Origin of the sequence: uncultured Ferrovibrio sp., assembly GCF_937960835.1 — a bacterium.
In the GTDB taxonomy this organism is placed as follows: Bacteria; Pseudomonadota; Alphaproteobacteria; order Ferrovibrionales; family Ferrovibrionaceae; genus Ferrovibrio.
Window position 1 is genome coordinate 298,613 of record NZ_CALGPC010000009.1, and the last position, 16,040, is coordinate 314,652.

15 protein-coding genes and 1 tRNA gene are annotated in these 16,040 nt (G+C 62.3%); 6 read left to right on the top strand and 10 right to left on the bottom strand.

All coding sequences use genetic code 11. From position 1 onward, the window contains the following. The 3 genes from Q0603_RS09780 to Q0603_RS09790 form a co-directional block, all read right to left on the bottom strand. Entirely contained in the window at positions 1 to 987 is a 987-nt protein-coding gene (locus tag Q0603_RS09780) for an HlyD family efflux transporter periplasmic adaptor subunit (protein ID WP_298725064.1), read from the bottom strand. A 238-nt stretch (positions 988 to 1,225) separates the two neighbouring features. Beyond that, complete coding sequence (locus Q0603_RS09785; RefSeq protein WP_298725066.1) at positions 1,226 to 1,852, bottom strand: PadR family transcriptional regulator; 627 nt, start codon at positions 1,850 to 1,852, stop codon at positions 1,226 to 1,228. 78 nt (positions 1,853 to 1,930) lie between these two features. Next, positions 1,931 to 2,017, bottom strand: a tRNA-Leu gene (locus Q0603_RS09790). A gap of 278 nt (positions 2,018 to 2,295) precedes the next feature. On the opposite strand from Q0603_RS09790, the gene Q0603_RS09795 reads away from it, so the two are divergent. Further along, entirely contained in the window at positions 2,296 to 3,480 is a 1,185-nt protein-coding gene (locus tag Q0603_RS09795; protein WP_298725068.1) for an adenylate/guanylate cyclase domain-containing protein, read from the top strand. Positions 3,481 to 3,495: 15 nt separating this feature from the next. On the opposite strand, the gene Q0603_RS09800 is transcribed toward Q0603_RS09795, so the two are convergent. From Q0603_RS09800 to Q0603_RS09820, 5 genes are all read right to left on the bottom strand, one after another. Further along, on the bottom strand, positions 3,496 to 4,215 hold the full coding sequence (locus tag Q0603_RS09800) for a type 1 glutamine amidotransferase domain-containing protein (protein WP_298725070.1): 720 nt from the start codon (positions 4,213 to 4,215) through the stop codon (positions 3,496 to 3,498). 183 nt (positions 4,216 to 4,398) lie between these two features. Further along, positions 4,399 to 7,590, bottom strand: a complete 3,192-nt coding sequence (locus Q0603_RS09805) for a multidrug efflux RND transporter permease subunit (protein WP_298725072.1) — start codon at positions 7,588 to 7,590, stop codon at positions 4,399 to 4,401. Positions 7,591 to 7,611: 21 nt separating this feature from the next. Next, positions 7,612 to 8,898, bottom strand: coding sequence for an efflux RND transporter periplasmic adaptor subunit (locus tag Q0603_RS09810; RefSeq protein ID WP_298725074.1), 1,287 nt, complete (start codon positions 8,896 to 8,898; stop codon positions 7,612 to 7,614). A 346-nt stretch (positions 8,899 to 9,244) separates the two neighbouring features. Beyond that, entirely contained in the window at positions 9,245 to 9,670 is a 426-nt protein-coding gene (hemJ, locus tag Q0603_RS09815; protein ID WP_298725075.1) for a protoporphyrinogen oxidase HemJ, read from the bottom strand. Between the two features lie 8 nt (positions 9,671 to 9,678). Then, positions 9,679 to 10,254, bottom strand: coding sequence for a MarR family transcriptional regulator (locus Q0603_RS09820; RefSeq protein ID WP_298725077.1), 576 nt, complete (start codon positions 10,252 to 10,254; stop codon positions 9,679 to 9,681). Positions 10,255 to 10,357: 103 nt separating this feature from the next. Here Q0603_RS09820 and Q0603_RS09825 point away from each other — a divergent pair, with 103 nt between their 5' ends. Together Q0603_RS09825 and Q0603_RS09830 are read left to right on the top strand one after the other, a co-directional pair. Next, complete coding sequence (locus Q0603_RS09825) at positions 10,358 to 10,822, top strand: thioesterase family protein (RefSeq protein ID WP_298725079.1); 465 nt, start codon at positions 10,358 to 10,360, stop codon at positions 10,820 to 10,822. Between the two features lie 2 nt (positions 10,823 to 10,824). After that, positions 10,825 to 11,037 carry a hypothetical protein gene (locus Q0603_RS09830; protein WP_298725081.1) on the top strand — a complete coding sequence of 71 codons (213 nt, stop codon included), beginning with the start codon at positions 10,825 to 10,827 and terminating at the stop codon, positions 11,035 to 11,037. Positions 11,038 to 11,075: 38 nt separating this feature from the next. Here Q0603_RS09830 and hemH read toward each other — a convergent pair whose 3' ends face one another. Then, the gene (gene hemH / locus Q0603_RS09835) at positions 11,076 to 12,116 is read right to left on the bottom strand and encodes a ferrochelatase (RefSeq protein WP_298725083.1); all 1,041 of its coding nucleotides are present in this window, start codon (positions 12,114 to 12,116) and stop codon (positions 11,076 to 11,078) included. 170 nt (positions 12,117 to 12,286) lie between these two features. Continuing rightward, positions 12,287 to 13,357: a uroporphyrinogen decarboxylase gene (gene hemE / locus Q0603_RS09840; protein WP_298725085.1), complete on the bottom strand. Its 1,071-nt coding sequence runs from the start codon at positions 13,355 to 13,357 to the stop codon at positions 12,287 to 12,289. A gap of 394 nt (positions 13,358 to 13,751) precedes the next feature. On the opposite strand from hemE, the gene Q0603_RS09845 reads away from it, so the two are divergent. Genes Q0603_RS09845 through Q0603_RS09855 form a run of 3 tightly spaced genes read left to right on the top strand, consistent with a single transcriptional unit; the run spans position 13,752 to position 16,038 of the window. After that, a complete protein-coding gene (locus Q0603_RS09845) occupies positions 13,752 to 14,603 on the top strand; it encodes a pyruvate, water dikinase regulatory protein (RefSeq protein WP_298725087.1) in 852 nt (283 codons plus the stop codon). Continuing rightward, positions 14,600 to 15,193, top strand: a complete 594-nt coding sequence (locus tag Q0603_RS09850; RefSeq protein WP_298725089.1) for a Maf family protein — start codon at positions 14,600 to 14,602, stop codon at positions 15,191 to 15,193. Before Q0603_RS09845 ends, Q0603_RS09850 begins: the two co-directional genes overlap by 4 nt. Continuing rightward, the gene (locus Q0603_RS09855) at positions 15,190 to 16,038 is read left to right on the top strand and encodes a shikimate dehydrogenase (RefSeq protein ID WP_298725091.1); all 849 of its coding nucleotides are present in this window, start codon (positions 15,190 to 15,192) and stop codon (positions 16,036 to 16,038) included. Before Q0603_RS09850 ends, Q0603_RS09855 begins: the two co-directional genes overlap by 4 nt. The last annotated feature ends 2 nt before the right edge of the window (positions 16,039 to 16,040 follow it).

Consider the following 16,040-nt stretch of genomic DNA (forward strand, 5'->3'; position numbering starts at 1 on the left):
TCATGGGGTGTCGCGGGTCAGATCGGATTGCAGCCATGACGGCCAGTCGGCTGCGGCATCCAGCTTCACATAAGCCATGCCGGTCAGGCCGGTCTTTACATGCTCCAGATATTGCTGCACCAGGCTTTGCGGCACGCGAGCCTTGACGCGATACATCATGCGATCGCGCTCGCTGCGCGTCTCGACCTGCTTGGGCGTGAATTGTGCACGCGCGGATACAAACGAGATCGTCGCAGGCACCGCCAGATCGGGCACGGCATCGAGCAGGATTCGCGCCGGCGCGCCGATGGCCAGCCGGCCGACGACTTCGGTCGGCAGGAAGAAGGTCATGTAGACATCGGACAGATCGAGCAAAGTCGCCACCTTGCCGCCGGCGCCCAGAACCTCGCCCGGCTCGGCCAGACGAAACAGAATACGGCCGGCCTTCGGCGCTTTCAGCGTGCCATCGGCCAGGAGTTCGCGGATGCGTTCGGCCTCGGCCGAGGCGACGCGGATGGCGGCATCGGCACCGCCCAGCTTGCTTTCGGCGGCAGCCAGAGCTGCCTCCGCCGTGCGGCGGATGTTGCGTTGCTGATCGACCTTCTGCTCGGAGACAAAGTTCTTGCCCGACAGAACCAGGGTGCGCTGCAGCTCCTTGTCGGCGAGTTCGAGTTCGCTTTTGCGCTGACGGATTTCCGCCAGTACCTGTTTGCGGTTTTCTTCCGCCTGCGCGATCTGCGCCTCGGCGGCACGGTACTGCGCTTCCAGATCGCGGGTATCCAGCCGCGCGATCAGTTGCCCGGCCTGCACCAGTTCGCCTTCCTCGACCGCGATCTCAAGAACGCGGGCGGCGTATTTGGTGGCGATGTCGATCTCGTTGGCTTCGACGCGGCCGTTGCCGGCAACAATGCCAGGCGGCAGGGACGATCTCTGCTTCAGATAATACCAGCCGCCAGCGGCTGCGGCACCGATGACGATGACCAAGAGCAAAAGCAGAAGGCGCCGCATGATCTCAGCCCGTTTATCCTGGTGTTGCTGTCCTGAAGAAGCCGCTTGCACCACGTATCGGCCAGGCCAGCGGGAAGGCGCCAAGTCTGGCGCCCATCCCCTTTTGCTTCATTGCGGTAAATCAATTCTCTTTCCGGAATGGATAACGCGCGAAATGCTGCCGCGACGCCAGCAAAACCCTTGTGCTGCCGTCTGCCAAATTCGTATCGCGAAAATGGACACGACGGCCTCGCGCCGTTCACTGGCCGCGGATGTCCTTCAGCGCGCGCACCAGAATATCGATGACGCGGCGCTGTTCTTCCGGCGATGCCTCGGCTTTTTCGTTGAGCACCCGCCGCAGGGCATGCCGCACATTGCGCAGGCTGGCGGGTTCATCGGCCGGCGCGTCCTCGGCATCCTCACCCCAGGCAAAGAATTGCCGCGCGCGCGCCATGCGCTCGCCGACCCGCGCCAGCTGCATCAGCATCGCATCGACCTGAGCGCGCCGTGCTGCGAGGAAGGTCTCGCCATCGGCCGTGATGCGGTAAAGCTTCTTGCTGCCTTCGGCTTGCACATTCGCATGGCCAATCTCTTCCAGATAGGTCAGCGCGGGATAGATCACGCCGGGGCTGGGCGAATAAAATCCGTGGCTATACTCTTCCAATGCCTTGATCAGCTCGTAACCGTGGCGGGGCTTCTCCGACAGCAGCGCCAGGATCAGAAGCTGAAGATCGGCCGAGCCGATCAGGCGGCTGGCGCGGAAGCCGCGTCCGCCCATGCCGAAGCCGCCGCCGAAGGGGCCATGACCAAAGCCGCCATGGCGGCGATGCCGGGCCATGGCCATCAGAGAATGGCCGCGACAGGCGGCTTTAAGGCAGGAATGCATGAGTTTTCTTCCTAAAATGCTCTTTTGATATATCGTAAGATATATCTGTAGATGCTGAAGGCAAGAAGACAGGAACAGTGGTGCCCGCTGCCGGACTCGAACCGGCACGGCCTTGCGGCCTCGGGATTTTAAGTCCCGTGCGTCTACCAATTCCGCCAAGCGGGCAGGCGTCCCTTCTCTAGGGCTGCCGGCGCAACCGGTCAATCGCCGCCTAGGGTCGATCCGCATCGCCCCGCCTGTACCGCGGCGGACATCCCATCGCGAAAAAGGCGAAGCGACTCCATCCGCCACAGACACAATCGCGGGAGATCGCAACATTGTGTCGCTACTCTCACACGCAAAAAGCCCTGCAGCCTATCGCATTTCGACAGGCCCGGCCCTATCTTGCGGCCATGGATCCTGTCGTCTTCACAAAAATCGCACGCTGCGTTGCGGATGCATCATTGGACGGTTCGACCGAAGGCGAGATCCTCGCCTGTTTCGGTAACGCGCTGAACGAGGCAGGCATTCCGGTCACGCGCGCCATGCTGGGCGCCGATACGCTGCATCCGGTGCTGGCCGGACGCATCTTCATCTGGCATCGCGACATACCCGATGTGGGCCTGCATGAATTCGGCCGCTCCACGACGGCCGAAGGCGACCGCAAATGGCGCGAAAGCCCCTTCTACTATCTTGAGACAAGCGGCGAGTCGCTCTTTCGATTCCGCCTGCTTGGCCATAACGGCGACTATCCCTATCCGGTTCTGAGCGAGCTCGCGCAGCAGGGCTTCACCGATTATCTCGTAACGATGACGCGTTTCGGCGAGAAGGGTGTCATCGGTCAGCTCGATTCCGTCTATGCCTCCTGGGCCACCACCAGCGATGCCGGCTATACCGATGCGCAATTAGAGACCTTGAAGGCATTGATCCCCTTTGCCGCCGCTGCCGTGCGCGGCGCCAGCGTACGGCGCATCGCCGATACGCTGGCCGAAACCTATCTCGGCCGCGATGCCGCCCGCCGCGTGCTGAGCGGCACGATCGGCCGCGGCGACGCCGAACGGATTTCGGCAGCTTTATGGTTCAGCGACCTGCGCGGCTTCACCAAACTGGTCGATACCGTCTCGCCCAACCTGATCGTGCCTTTGCTCAACGACTACGCCGGCGCCGCCGTCTCGGCGATCCATGCGCAGGGCGGCGAGGTGCTGAAATTCGTCGGCGACGGCGTGCTGGCGATCTTTCGCAGCAACGATCATGAAAGCGCGTCTTTGCGTGATGCCTGCCATGCGGCGTTGCTAGCCTTGCGCGAATGCCGCAAGAATTTGCGCGAGGTGCGCAACCGGCGCGCCAATGCCGGCCTGCCGGTTACCGAGATGTCGGTGGCGCTGCATGTCGGCGAGGCGCTGTACGGCAATTTCGGCGGCGAGGACCGGCTCGATTTCACCGTGGTGGGGCCGGCGGTGAACGAATTGTCGCGCATCTCCGGCCTTGCTCGTTCGGTCGAGCAGCCAGTGATCTTCTCCGCCGCTTTCCGCCAGGCCGCCGGCGGCCTGCAGGAAAAAGCCGTCTCGCTTGGCCGCTATGCGCTGCGCGGCGTGGAATCGCCGCAGGAATTGTTCACGCTCGACCCGATCCTGCTGCGCGGCGTTTAAAGCGCTTCAGCTGAATTATTCAGCCGCAACCTCGGCCGCCTTCACCCGGTTCGCTTCCAGCGCTTCCAGGATGAGCTGTGCCACCTGCTCAGACGATGCCGGATTCTGCCCGGTGATCAGATTGCCATCGCGAAGCGCATGCGGCTGGAAATCCGGCGCGGCGACGAAATCGGCGCCCAGGCTGCGCAGCTTCGTTTCCAGCAGGAAAGGCACGGCTTTGGTGAGGCCGACCTTTTCCTCTTCGGAATTGGTGAAAGCCGTCACTCTGCGGCCTTTCACCAATGGATCGCCATCGTTGTTCACCACATCCGTCAGGCCGGCCGGGCCGTGACAGACAGCGGCGACGATCTTGCCGCCTGCATCGAGCGCGGCGATCTTCTCTGCCAAAGCCTTGCTGCCCGGCAGATCCCACATCGTGCCATGACCGCCAGGCAGGAAAATCGCATCCACGGTGGAAATATCGACGCGCTCCACCGGCGTGGTGGTCTGCACTGCCTGCATGGCGGCGCGATCCGCCAAAAACCGCATAACGCAATCTGGCTTCGGCTCGCCACCATTGACGCTGCGCGGATCGAAGGGGATCGGTCCGCCCTTGATCGACGCCAAAGTGATCGTCGCGCCGGAATCGAGGAAAACGTAATACGGCGCTGCCAATTCTTCCGCCCAAACCCCTGTGGCATGCCCGTCATTCATCACATTGTGCGATGTCGCGACGACCAGAATATGGGCGCCCATAACGTAACCTCCATCTCGAAGATGGCCGTTACATAAGTAACGGAAAAAGCGTTTCAACGGGAACGAATCAGGGCGCGGCGGAATTAAATTCCGCGCAAAGCGCGCTTCACACAAGGTCTGAAAAACATCATGCCCGGATGGAAGTCCGGGCATGATGCAAAGCGAGGTTTTTAGTCTCTCGTTTTATTCGCCGGCTGGTCCCGGCCCAGGCTGTGGCCTTGGCTGCGGTGCTGCTGCCGCGGCACGGCGGGCTGTGATCGCCCGCAGCACGACATAGAAGACCGGCGTCAAAAACAGGCCCACGAAAGTCACGCCGATCATGCCGGAGAACACCGCGGTGCCCAGCGCGCGCCGCATCTCTGCCCCCGCGCCGCTGGCCGTGACGAGCGGCAGCACGCCGAGGATGAAGGCAAAGGCCGTCATCAGAATCGGACGCAGACGCAGCCGGCAGGCCTCGATGACCGCTTCGACCGGCTTGTGGCCTTCATGCTCAAGCTGACGGGCGAATTCGACGATCAGGATCGCATTCTTCGCCGCCAGACCGATCAGCACCACAAGGCCGATCTGGACCAGGATGTTGTTGTCGATCCCGACCAGCATGACGCCGGTCAAGGCGAACAGCATCGACATCGGCACGATCAGCATGATCGCCAGCGGCAGAATCCAGCTTTCATACTGCGCCGACAGCGCCAGGAAGACGAAGACGATCGACAGCGCGAAGATGAAGATCGCGGTGTTGCCGGTCGAACGCTCCTGCAATGCGATTTCCGTCCATTCGAAGCTCTGGCCCGGCTGCAGCACTTCGCTGGCCAGCTTCTCCATCGCCGTCAGCGCCTGGCCGGTGGAGAAGCCCGGCGCGGTGTTGCCCTGCAGCGGCACGGAGACATACATGTTGTAGCGCTGCACAAGCTGCGGGCCGGCTGTTTCGTGAATCTCGACCAGCGTGCCGAGCGGCACCAGTTCGCCGCTTGCTGAGCGCACCTTCAGGCGCTGGATATCTGCCTTGTCGAGACGGAACTCAGCTGCTGCCTGGGCGCGCACCTGGAAGACGCGGCCGAACGCGTTGAAGTCGTTCACGTAGGACGAGCCGAGATTGGTCTGCAGCGCATCGAAGATATTCGCCATCGGCACGTTCAGCATCTGCGCCTTGGCGCGGTCGATGTTGAGGAAGACCTGCGGCGAGTCTGCCGTGAAGGTGGTGAACACGCCGGTCAGACCCGGGGTCTGCATCGCGCGGCCCATGATCTGATAGGCGGCCGCCAGCAAGGGGCGCATATCATCGCTGCTGCGGTTTTGAAGCTGCATCTTGAAACCGCCGCCTGAGCCAATACCGGGCACCGCCGGCGGCGGCACCGCGATAACGAAGGCTTCCTCGATGGCCTGCAGGCGGCCGATCATCTGGCCAATGATCGCATCGCCGGTCAGGCCCTGTGCCAGACGGTCCTCGAAGGCCGAGAAGGTGGTGAACATCACCGCCGAGGAATTCGAGTTGGTGAAGGTGGCGCCGTTAAAGCCCGGGATGCCCACCACATGCTCGACGCCCGGCATGCCCTGCACCAGCTGGGTCGCCTTCTGCACGACCTCGTCGGTGCGATCCAGCGTCGCGCCGTCAGGAAGCTGGATCACCACGATGGCATAGCCGCGATCCAGCGGCGGAATGAAACCCTGCGGCACGGCGCCGAAAATCCACACCGTTGCCGCAACCAGCGCGCCATAGACACCCAGCATCATGAAGCGGCGCTTGACGATGGCGCCGATGCTGCGGGCATAGCCGCCGCTCATCCTGTCGAAGCCGCTGTTGAACTTGCGGGCGAAAAGCTGTCCGACCCGCACCGGCAGGAAGCGCGAGCGATGCTCTTCGCCCTTCCTGTGCGGCTTGAGCAAAATGGCGCCGAGCGCGGGCGATAGGGTCAGCGAGTTGAAGGCTGACAGAATGGTTGCCACCGCGATGGTCAGGGCAAACTGGCGGTAGAACTGGCCCGAGATGCCGGGAATGAAGGCGGTGGGAATGAACACCGCCGACAGCACTACAGCAATCGCCACCACCGCGCGGCCGACTTCATCCATCGTTTCATGGGCGGCGTCGCGCGGCGACATGCCGAGCGCGATGTTGCGTTCGATATTCTCCACCACCACGATGGCGTCGTCGACGACGATGCCGATTGCCAGCACCAGACCGAACAGGGTCAGCACGTTCAGGGTGAAGCCGAAAGCCGACATCACGAAGAAGGTGCCAACCAGCGAGACCGGAATGGCGAGGATCGGAATCAGTGAGGCGCGCCAGTTCTGCAGGAAGATCAGCACCACCAGCGCGACCAGGATGATCGCTTCGATCAGGGTCTTGTAGACCTCGTCGATGGACTGGTCGATGAATTCGGTCGGATTGTAGATGATGGTGTATTCCAGCCCTGGCGGGAATTCCTTCTGCAGCTCGTCCATCTTGGCGATGACGGCCTTCGAGGTTTCCAGCGCGTTGGTGCCCGGCCGCTGGAACACGCCCATGGCGATGGCGGTCTGGCCGTCGAGATACGAGCGGCTGACATAGTCACGGCCGCCGAGCTCGACGCGGGCCACATCCTGCAGGCGCACCAGCCGGCCGTCCGTGCCGACCTTGACAATGACATTGCGGAACTGCCGCACATCCTCGAAACGGCCCTGCGTGGTGACGATTGCCTGGATCGGCGTGTCGGCAGGAGCCGGCTGCTGACCCAGTGCACCGCCGGAGACCTGCACGTTCTGCGCCTGCAGCGCCGTCACGATGTCGTTGGCAGACAGGCTGAAGGCAGCCAGGCGGGCGGGATCGAGCCAGATGCGGATGGCGTATTCGCTGCCGCCGAAAACGATGACATTGCCCACGCCGTCGAGCCGCAGAAGCTGCTCGCGGATCCGCAGGTTCATGTAGTTGGCGATATACAGCTCGTCGTAGCGCTTATCGGGCGACAGCAGATGCACCACCATGAGGAAGTCGCCGGCCTGCTTGGTCGTGGTGATGCCCTGGCGGCGCACTTCTTCAGGCAGACGCGGCTCGGCGATGGCGACGCGGTTCTGCACCTGCACCTGCGCAGTATCCAGATCGGTGCCCGGCCGGAAGGTGACGGTCAGCTGCATCTGGCCGTCTGATGTCGAGTAGGACGACATGTACAGCATGTTCTCGACGCCGTTGATCTCCTGCTCGATCGGCGTTGCCACCGTTCGGGCCAGTGTCTCCGGATCGGCGCCGGGATAGCGCGCCGTCACGTTGATCTGCGGCGGCGCGATCTCGGGATATTCGGTGACCGGCAGCTGAAAATAGGCGATCGCGCCGATGATCACCGTCACGATCGAGATCACCGAGGCGAAGATCGGCCGGTCGACGAAGAAGTGTCCGAATTTCATATCTGCCTCGCGCCTTGCGGCTTATTGCTGGGTGGCGGCGGCGGCCTGACCGCCCGCCTGGCCGCCTTGGCCTTGCTGCTGCTGCTGCGCGGCCAGGGCCATCAGTCCCGGCCAGACCGGCGGCAGGGTGACCGGCTGCGGCGTCACCTTGCCGCCGCCAAGCCGCACGCGCTGCAGGCCGTTGATCACCACGGTTTCGTTGCCCGTCAGGCCTTCGCGGATGATGCGGTATTTGTCGGTGCGCGAGCCAAGCCGCACCGGCTGCTGCCGCACGCTGCCGTCATCCTCCACGACATAGACGTAACGGCGCTCCAGATCGGCGAGGATCGCTTCATCGGGCAGCAGGATGCCCTGATATTCCGGACTGCCCGGCACGGCGATGCGGCCGAACAGGCCTGGCGTCAGGAACAGTTCCTTGTTCTCCAGCACGGCGCGCTGACGCATCGTGCCGGTTTCCGGATCAAGCCGGTTGTCGCTGAAATCGAGCACACCCTTATGGGTGAACTCTTTTTCGTCGGTCAGCTGCACCAGCACCGGCAGGCCGCCGGCGCTGTTTCCATTGCCGTTGCCGTTCATGCTGCTGGCGCCGCCGCGCTTGGCGATGCGCTGATAGGCCAGATAGGACCGCTCGTCGATATCGAAATAGAAATAGATCGGGTCGAGCTGCACGATGGTGGTCAGCAGCGTCTCGTTCTCGCGCACGAGATTGCCTTCGGTCACCAGCTTGCGGGAAATGCGGCCCGAGATCGGTGCGCGGATTTCGGTGAATTCCACATTCAGCCGCGCCGTATCCATGGCGGCGCGCGCGCCGGCGATGTCGGCCTGGGCCTGCAGGAAGGCCTGACGCCGCTCTTCCAGCGTGCGCACGGGCGCAGCGCCGGTCTTGGCCAGCTGCTGATAGCGCTCATAGTCGCTGCGCGCAAAATCGAGCCTGGTCTGCAGCGCGTTGAGATCGGCCTGCGCCTGGTTCAGCACCGCCTGATAGGGACGGCGGTCGATGGTGAACAGCAGATCGCCCTGCTGGACCACCGCGCCGTCGCTGAAATGCACCTTGTCGAGATAGCCGTTCACGCGGGCGCGGATCTCGACATAGCCCACGGCTTCGAAACGGCCGGTATATTCGTCCATCTCGACAATCGGCTTCACCAGCGGCTTTGACACCGTCACCGGCGGCGGGCCTCCCGGGCCGCCTTGGGCGTTGGCGTTCGCTGCGATTCCTGTCGAGGTCAGAACGGCGGAGAGAAGAGCGAAACCAAACAGCGCTGCCTCGGCTTTTTTGCCGTCTGGGCGGACCATTACGATTGTCATTGAATTTCCCCGAAATTTCGCATGCGCGAAGAACTAGGCATATCGTCGTGTTACGACAAGCAAATGCTTTGTGATGAATGCCACGAAAACCAGACGTTGCAGCACTTTAGCGACGAGGCTGCGGCGATGCCGCCGAAACATTGAACCGCTACAATCCGCATGTCCGTATTCGCGAACCCAAATGAAACCTTGCCAAACCGGCGTTAAGGGGCGCCCGTCTAGCAGAGAACGCCCTAGTACACAACCAGAACATATTCTCGCAGTGTTACAGGCGCGTCGTCCTTAGACGGATGAACGTTGACGGATGAATGCTGCGTTATGTGACAAGCCCAGAGCGGACTTGAAATCAGAAGGGCTTGAGGATCACCAGCAGCACGATACCGATCATCAGCAGCGTCGGCACTTCGTTGATGATGCGATAGAAGCGCTGACTGTGGCGGTTGCGGTCCTCCGCGAAGGCACGGCGCCAGCGCGACAGGCCTGCATGCACGATCTGCATACCGATGAGCAGGGCCAGCTTGCCATGCAGCCAGCCCTCCAGCCACAGATCGCCGGCATAAATCATGCTCAGGCCGAAGATCCAGCTGGCGATCATCGCCGGGTTGATGATGCCGCGCAGCAGGCGGCGCTCCATCACCTTGAAGGTTTCCGACTGCACCGAGCCGGTCTCAGCCACCGCGTGATAGACATACAGCCGGGGCAGGTAGAGCATCCCGGCCATCCAGGCGATGACCGATATGACATGCAGGGCTTTCAGCCAGTCGTAAAGCATGCGCCTCTTTAGCGCCGGCCCATGGGCACTGCAATACCGTCGTCTGCCCCCTGACAGCCCATATCCACCGGGCAGTTATTGCGGAAGCAGGCGCCGGCATCGCAGTAGCGGCAGACCGTATAGGCCTTCCGGCGGCTCGCCGTCAGATTGCTCAGCATCTTGCGCAACAGATTATCGAACTGCTTGCGTTCGTTCGGAGCGAGGACGTCCAGCAGCGGCTGCAGCCTCTTGGCGCGCAGGGCCAAAATCTCACGCCGCCGCTGCTTGCCCAGCGGGGTCAGCTTAAGCGACAGCGTGCGGCCGTCCTCCTCCGCCGGCGCCTTTTCTACGAGGTCATCCTGGACCAGACGATCCACCAGCCTGACCGTGCCGGGATGGGTAAGCCCCAGAACCCCGGCCAGGTCGCCGATGGAAAGACCCGGCAGCATGCCGATGGTCACCAGGGCAGCGGCGCCCTGGCCGCCATGGCCGGCCACCTCCTCCAGACCCTCGTGGATCCGGTCCATCACGGCAACGCCCAGCGCGCCCAGCAGATTGACAGTGGTATCCTCGCGCAACACAGCCTCGCTTACCGCAATTTCCACCAATAAGAAGCCAGCTCCTTTAAGACGTCAACGCCTTGCGCCATCTTCCATTATATGTATGACTCATATATATGTATAAGTCATACATATGAAGGAGGTGCCGATGAACGGTACGCGCATGAAGACGGAAATCGCTTTTTTCCATCCTTATCGCGTGCGCTGGGCGGATGTTGACCCGCAAAATATCGTGTTCAACCCGAACTACTACGTCTTCTTCGACGATGGCTGGAACGAATATCTGCGCCAGATGGGCTTTCCCTTTCCCCGGGGGCTGGGCGTGCTGGGCATCGATTTCGTCGTCGCCCGCAGCGAAGCGACATTCCATGCCTCGGCCAGGTTCGACGATGAGCTGCTGATCGGCGTCCGCATCATCGAATTCGGCCGCACCAGCCTGAAGGTCCAGTTCACGGTCTGGCGTGACGAGGCACTGCTGAATGAAGGCAGCATCACTTACGTCGCCGTCGATCAGCAGACCCACCGGCCGGTGCCGGTGCCGTTGGATCTCATCCGTCGCGTCATCCGATTCGAGACCGTCGCGCCGGCCGAAAGAACCAGGGTGGAGGCATGATCATGACGGACTGCAATATGACGGAGGATTGCACTCGCATGGCCGCCAAGCCGGCAGGCGGCGGTTTCTCGCTGCTTGGACTGCTGGCGCTGTGGTACCGCCGTGCTCGCGAACGCCAGCAGCTCGCTGCCATGAAGGATCTGGCCTGGGGCGATCTGGGCTTGAGCGATATCGACGTAAAGCGGGAAATCAAAAAACCGTTCTGGCGGCCCTAGGACGATGCCTGGCTGGCGTGATCGCTAACGTTTTGCTCTTAGCTCTGGCAGGTGCAGCGCCGCCAGGCATTGCCGCAGGGCCGCGCGCCGCTGCCGCAGATCGCCTGGCCCTCGTAGGATTCTGTGTGCCTAATCATGCGGGCAAGGCCGGCGATGAATTCCGGCTGCGTGCCGACCGTCGGCACCCGGATGTAGTCCTTCGCACCATGCTGCTTGGCCAGTTCGGCATATTCGATATCCAGCTCGACCAGGGTCTCGGAATGCTCCGAAACGAAGGCGATCGGCACGACCACGAGAATGCGCCCCTCCCGCGCGCCGCGCTCGACTTCAGATTCCGTCGACGGCCCGATCCATTCCAGCGGACCGACGCGGCTCTGATAGCAGATCTGCGTCTCCAGATCCGGCCGGTTGAGCTGGCGCAACACGGCTGACACGCTGCGCTCGACCTGCATCTGATAGGGATCGCCGTCGCGTACCACCGAACGCGGCAGGCCATGAGCGGAAAAGAGAATGCGGACCTGCTTCGTCGCCTCGGGATCGGTTTCGATCTTCTCCAAAGCTTCACGCAGCAAAGCCGCCTGGGCGGCGATGAAACCCGGCTCGTCGGGATAGCAGCCAATCGCTGCGGTCGGCACGTTCAGCCCCACCTTGCTGGCCGCCCGGCGCCAGTCCCGCAGCGACGAGGCGGTGGTGGTGGTGGAAAATTGCGGATAGAGCGGCAAAAGCAGAACCCGGTCGGCGCCCCAATCCTTAGCCGCGCGTGCGGCTTCGGTCGAAAAAGGATGCCAATAGCGCATGCTGATCAGCACCTTGTAATCGTCCGATCCGAGGCTGCGTTTCAAAGCCGCGGCCTGTGCTTGCGTCTCAGGCAGGATCGGCGAGCGGCCGCCCATCAAGGCATAGATGTCCTTTGCCTTGGGCGCACGCCGCGACGAGATCAGGCGCGCCAGCACATACCGCAGCAGCCCGGGCAAGCGGATGATTGCCGGATCGTTGAACAGGTTGAACAGGAAGGGCCGTACCGCCGCCTGGCTATCGGGCCCGCCCAGATTGAACAGAACGATCGCGGTCTTGGACATGCGACTAGGATGTAGGCCCCGGACCCGGCGACGCAATCCCTTCATGGACGGCGCGGGCAAAATGCCCCAGCCCTGTGACAGTTCAGCCACAGAGCCGCCGCAATCCAAAGAAAGGCTGCCCGGCAGCAAACGGCGGTATGTAATTGCCGGCCAGGCTTATCTGACTTTCATCAGGCGCTGACCTGCATGCCCTTCACCAGCCGCACCAGTTCCTCGACATGGCGCACCGGCGTTTCCGGCACGATGCCATGGCCGAGATTGAAGATGTAGCGCTGCTGCGGAAAGCTGCGCAGCAGGCGGTTCACGCCATCCGCCAGGGCCTGCCCGCCAACCACCAGAAGCCGCGGATCGAGATTGCCCTGCACCACCGTCTTCGGCCATAGATGATCGCGTGCCCAGCTCACCGGCAAGGTATAATCCATGCCGAGCGCATCGGCGCCGGTGGCCGCCGCATAGCCGTCATACATCACGCCCGCGCCGCGCGGGAAAGCGATCACCGGCAATGACGGATATTTTCCCTTCAGGCGGGCAATGATCCGCTTGACCGGCTCGATGCAATAGCGCCGGAATTCCTGCTCGGGCAAAACGCCGGCCCAGGTGTCGAAGATCTGAACCGCTTCGGCGCCGGCCTGCACCTGCCGCTCCAGATAGGCGCCGGTCGCTTCCACCAGAATGTCCATCAGGGCATCCAGCCCTTCCGGATTGCCAAACGCCCAGGTCTTGGCGGCAGCATGATCGCTGGAACCGCGGCCTTCCAGCATGTAGGTCGCCACCGTCCAGGGCGCGCCGGCGAAACCGATCAGCGCGCATTCGTCCGGCAGGCCCGCCTTGATGCGCGATACGGCCTCGTAGACGGGCGCCAGTTTCTTGTGGATGCCATTTGCGTCGAGCCGGGCCAGCTCGCCCGAGGTGCGGATCGCATCCAGCACCGGCCCCTCGTTCTCCTTAAAGGCCAGACCCTGGCCCAGCGCCTGGGGCAGCAGCAGGATATCCGCAAACAGTATGGCTGCGTCGAAGCCGAAGCGGCGGATCGGCTGCAGCGTCACTTCAGTGGCAAGCTCGGGGTTGTAGCAAAGATCCAGAAAGCTGCCTGCCTTGGCCCTGGTCTCGCGATATTCCGGCAGGTAACGCCCGGCCTGGCGCATCAACCATATGGGCGGCCTCGCGCTCGGCAAGCCTGCTAGCGTGCGTAAGAATGGTTTGGTCGGCGTCGTCGCCTGGGCGTTCGGAACAGGGCTCATACCTATTCCTTCTACTATTTTATTTAAAAATAAAAGAGATGGGGTGGAAGGTTGTGCGGTGGTTCACGGGGATAACTGGTTGTCCGGATGGGATGCAGGATTCCATCCAGACTCCGCCGGATGGGCTAGCCTTTCCGGGAGATGGTGGAAAACCATCTGGGAGAATGGTGCCGGGATGCCGTTTTTCAGCCATAGGAATTATGGGGAAAAGGTGAGTAAAACCCCATCTGTGACTGAACGGTGTCCAATCCCCGGGATTCACAGGGTAAGGAGAAATTTGATCCCCGAGTGACAGGTTGGTTGCATGAAAACCGGCTTACGGGCATGAAAATGTCCCATCTGGGGACAACTGCCCGCTTATCCCCTTTATCCACGGAATTCGATGCCGTCCGTCATGTCCAAACCCGCCCGGCCGCATATCCATCTGGTGTCTGACGCTACCGGTGAAACCCTGAAATCGGTGGCCAAGGCGGCGCTGGTGCAGTTCCAGAAATCCCAGGAAGAGGTCGAGGTTCATACCTGGGCCCTGGTGCGCAAGCCGCTGCAGATGGAACGCGTCATCGAGGCCATCGCGGCGATGGGCGGCCTGGTGCTGTTCACCGTGGTCGACCAGCAGCTGCGTGAGATCCTGATCAAAGGCTGCGCCAATGCCAAGCTGCCGATCGTGCCGGTGCTCGATCCGGTGATCCATGCCTTCGGCAAATATCTGGGCGAGAAAGCGCAGAACCTGCCCGGCCGCCAGCATGAACTGGATGCCGAATATTTCAGCCGCATCGATGCGATGCATTTCACCATCGCCCATGACGATGGTCAGCATCTCTCCGATCTGGACAAGGCCGATATCGTCCTGGTCGGCGTATCGCGCACCTCAAAGACGCCGACTTCCATGTATCTCGCCAATCGCGGCTTCAAGACGGCCAATGTGCCAATTGTGCCGGGCCTGTCGATTCCGCCGGAGCTGGAGAATCTGAAAGGCCCGCTGGTGGTCGGCCTGACCACCTCACCCGAACGGCTGCTGTCGATCCGCAAGACGCGGCTGATCGCCATGCAGCAGAATACCGAAAGCGATTATGTGGACGAGGAGCGCGTGCGCGAGGAACTCAACATGGCGCGCAAGCTGTGTACGCGCCACAACTGGCCGATGATTGATGTCACTCGCCGCTCCATCGAGGAAACCGCGGCTGCCATTCTCAATCTGCATGCCCGCCGGGTCGAGCAGCGCAAGCAGCAGGATCTCGGCGTATGACGATCATTCTGGCTTCCGCCAGCGCCTCGCGCGCTGCTTTGCTGCGTTCGGCTGGCCTGGAATTCGATGTGCAGCCGGCCCGCGTCGATGAAGAAGAGATCAAGCTGGCTTTGCGAGCCGAAGGCGCAACGCCGCAGCGCGCGGCTGAGGCTTTGGCGGAACTGAAGGCACATCGCGTCTCGCCCAAAACGGGCGAGGATTTCGTCATTGCCGCCGATCAGATGCTGGTCTGCGAAGACCGCTGGTACGACAAGCCGCGCGATATCGGGGAAGCGCGCGAGCATCTTTTGTCCCTGCGCGGCAAAAATCACGACCTGATCTCGGCGGTCGTGCTTGCGCGTGGCGGCAGTATCATCTGGCGCCATGTCGATATCGCCACTTTGACGATGCGCAATTTTTCCGAGGACTTTCTCGACGCTTATCTTGCCCAGGCCGGCGAGGCTGTCCTGCACAGCGTCGGTTGCTATCAGCTTGAAGGCCTCGGCGTGCAATTGTTCAGCCGCATCCGCGGCGACTTCTTCACCATCCTCGGCCTGCCCCTGCTGCCGTTGCTGGATATTCTACGTGAGAACAAGGTGCTGCGGGCATGAGTGAAACCGATGAGATTGTCCCGCGTGCCGGCGTGATTGGCTGGCCGGTCGCCCATTCGCGTTCGCCGAGACTGCATGGCTTCTGGCTGAAGCAATATGGCCTTGCCGGACGCTACGACAAACTGCCGGTGCCGCCGGAAGACCTTGGCGTCTTTCTCGAGGCTTTGCCGAAAGAGCCGGGTTTTCGCGGCATCAATGTCACCTTGCCGCATAAGGTGGCGGTTCTGCCCTATATGGCGGAAATCGATTCCGTGGCGCGGCGCATTGGCGCGGTGAACACCATCGTCATTCGGCCCGATGGCAGCCTGTTTGGCAGCAATACCGACGCCTTTGGCTTCATCGAAAGCTTAAAAGCTGACGCGCCGGCAGGATGGTCCGCTGCGCAAGGCCCGGCGGTGGTGCTGGGTGCCGGCGGCGCGGCGCGGGCCATCGTTGTTGCCCTGCTTGATGCCGGCGCGCCTGTCCTGCGCATCGTCAATCGCAGCCTGGAGAAGGCCGAAGCTCTGGCGGCGGAATTTGGCGACAGGTTGCAGCCGGTCGCCTGGGACAAGCGCGCTGAGGCTCTGAGCGGCGCCGGTCTGCTGGTGAATACCACAAGCCTCGGCATGAGCGGCCAGCCGCCGCTCGAGATTGCGCTTGACGATCTGCCGAAGGCGGCGCTCGTCAATGACATTGTCTATTCGCCGCTGGAAACCGATCTGCTGGCCCGCGCCCGTGCCCGCGGCAATCCGGTGGTCGATGGCCTGGGCATGCTGCTGCATCAGGGCCGGCCGGGCTTCGAGGCCTGGTTCGGCGTCGCGCCGCAGGTCACATCGGACCTGCGAGCTGCCGTGCTTGCCGATTGACG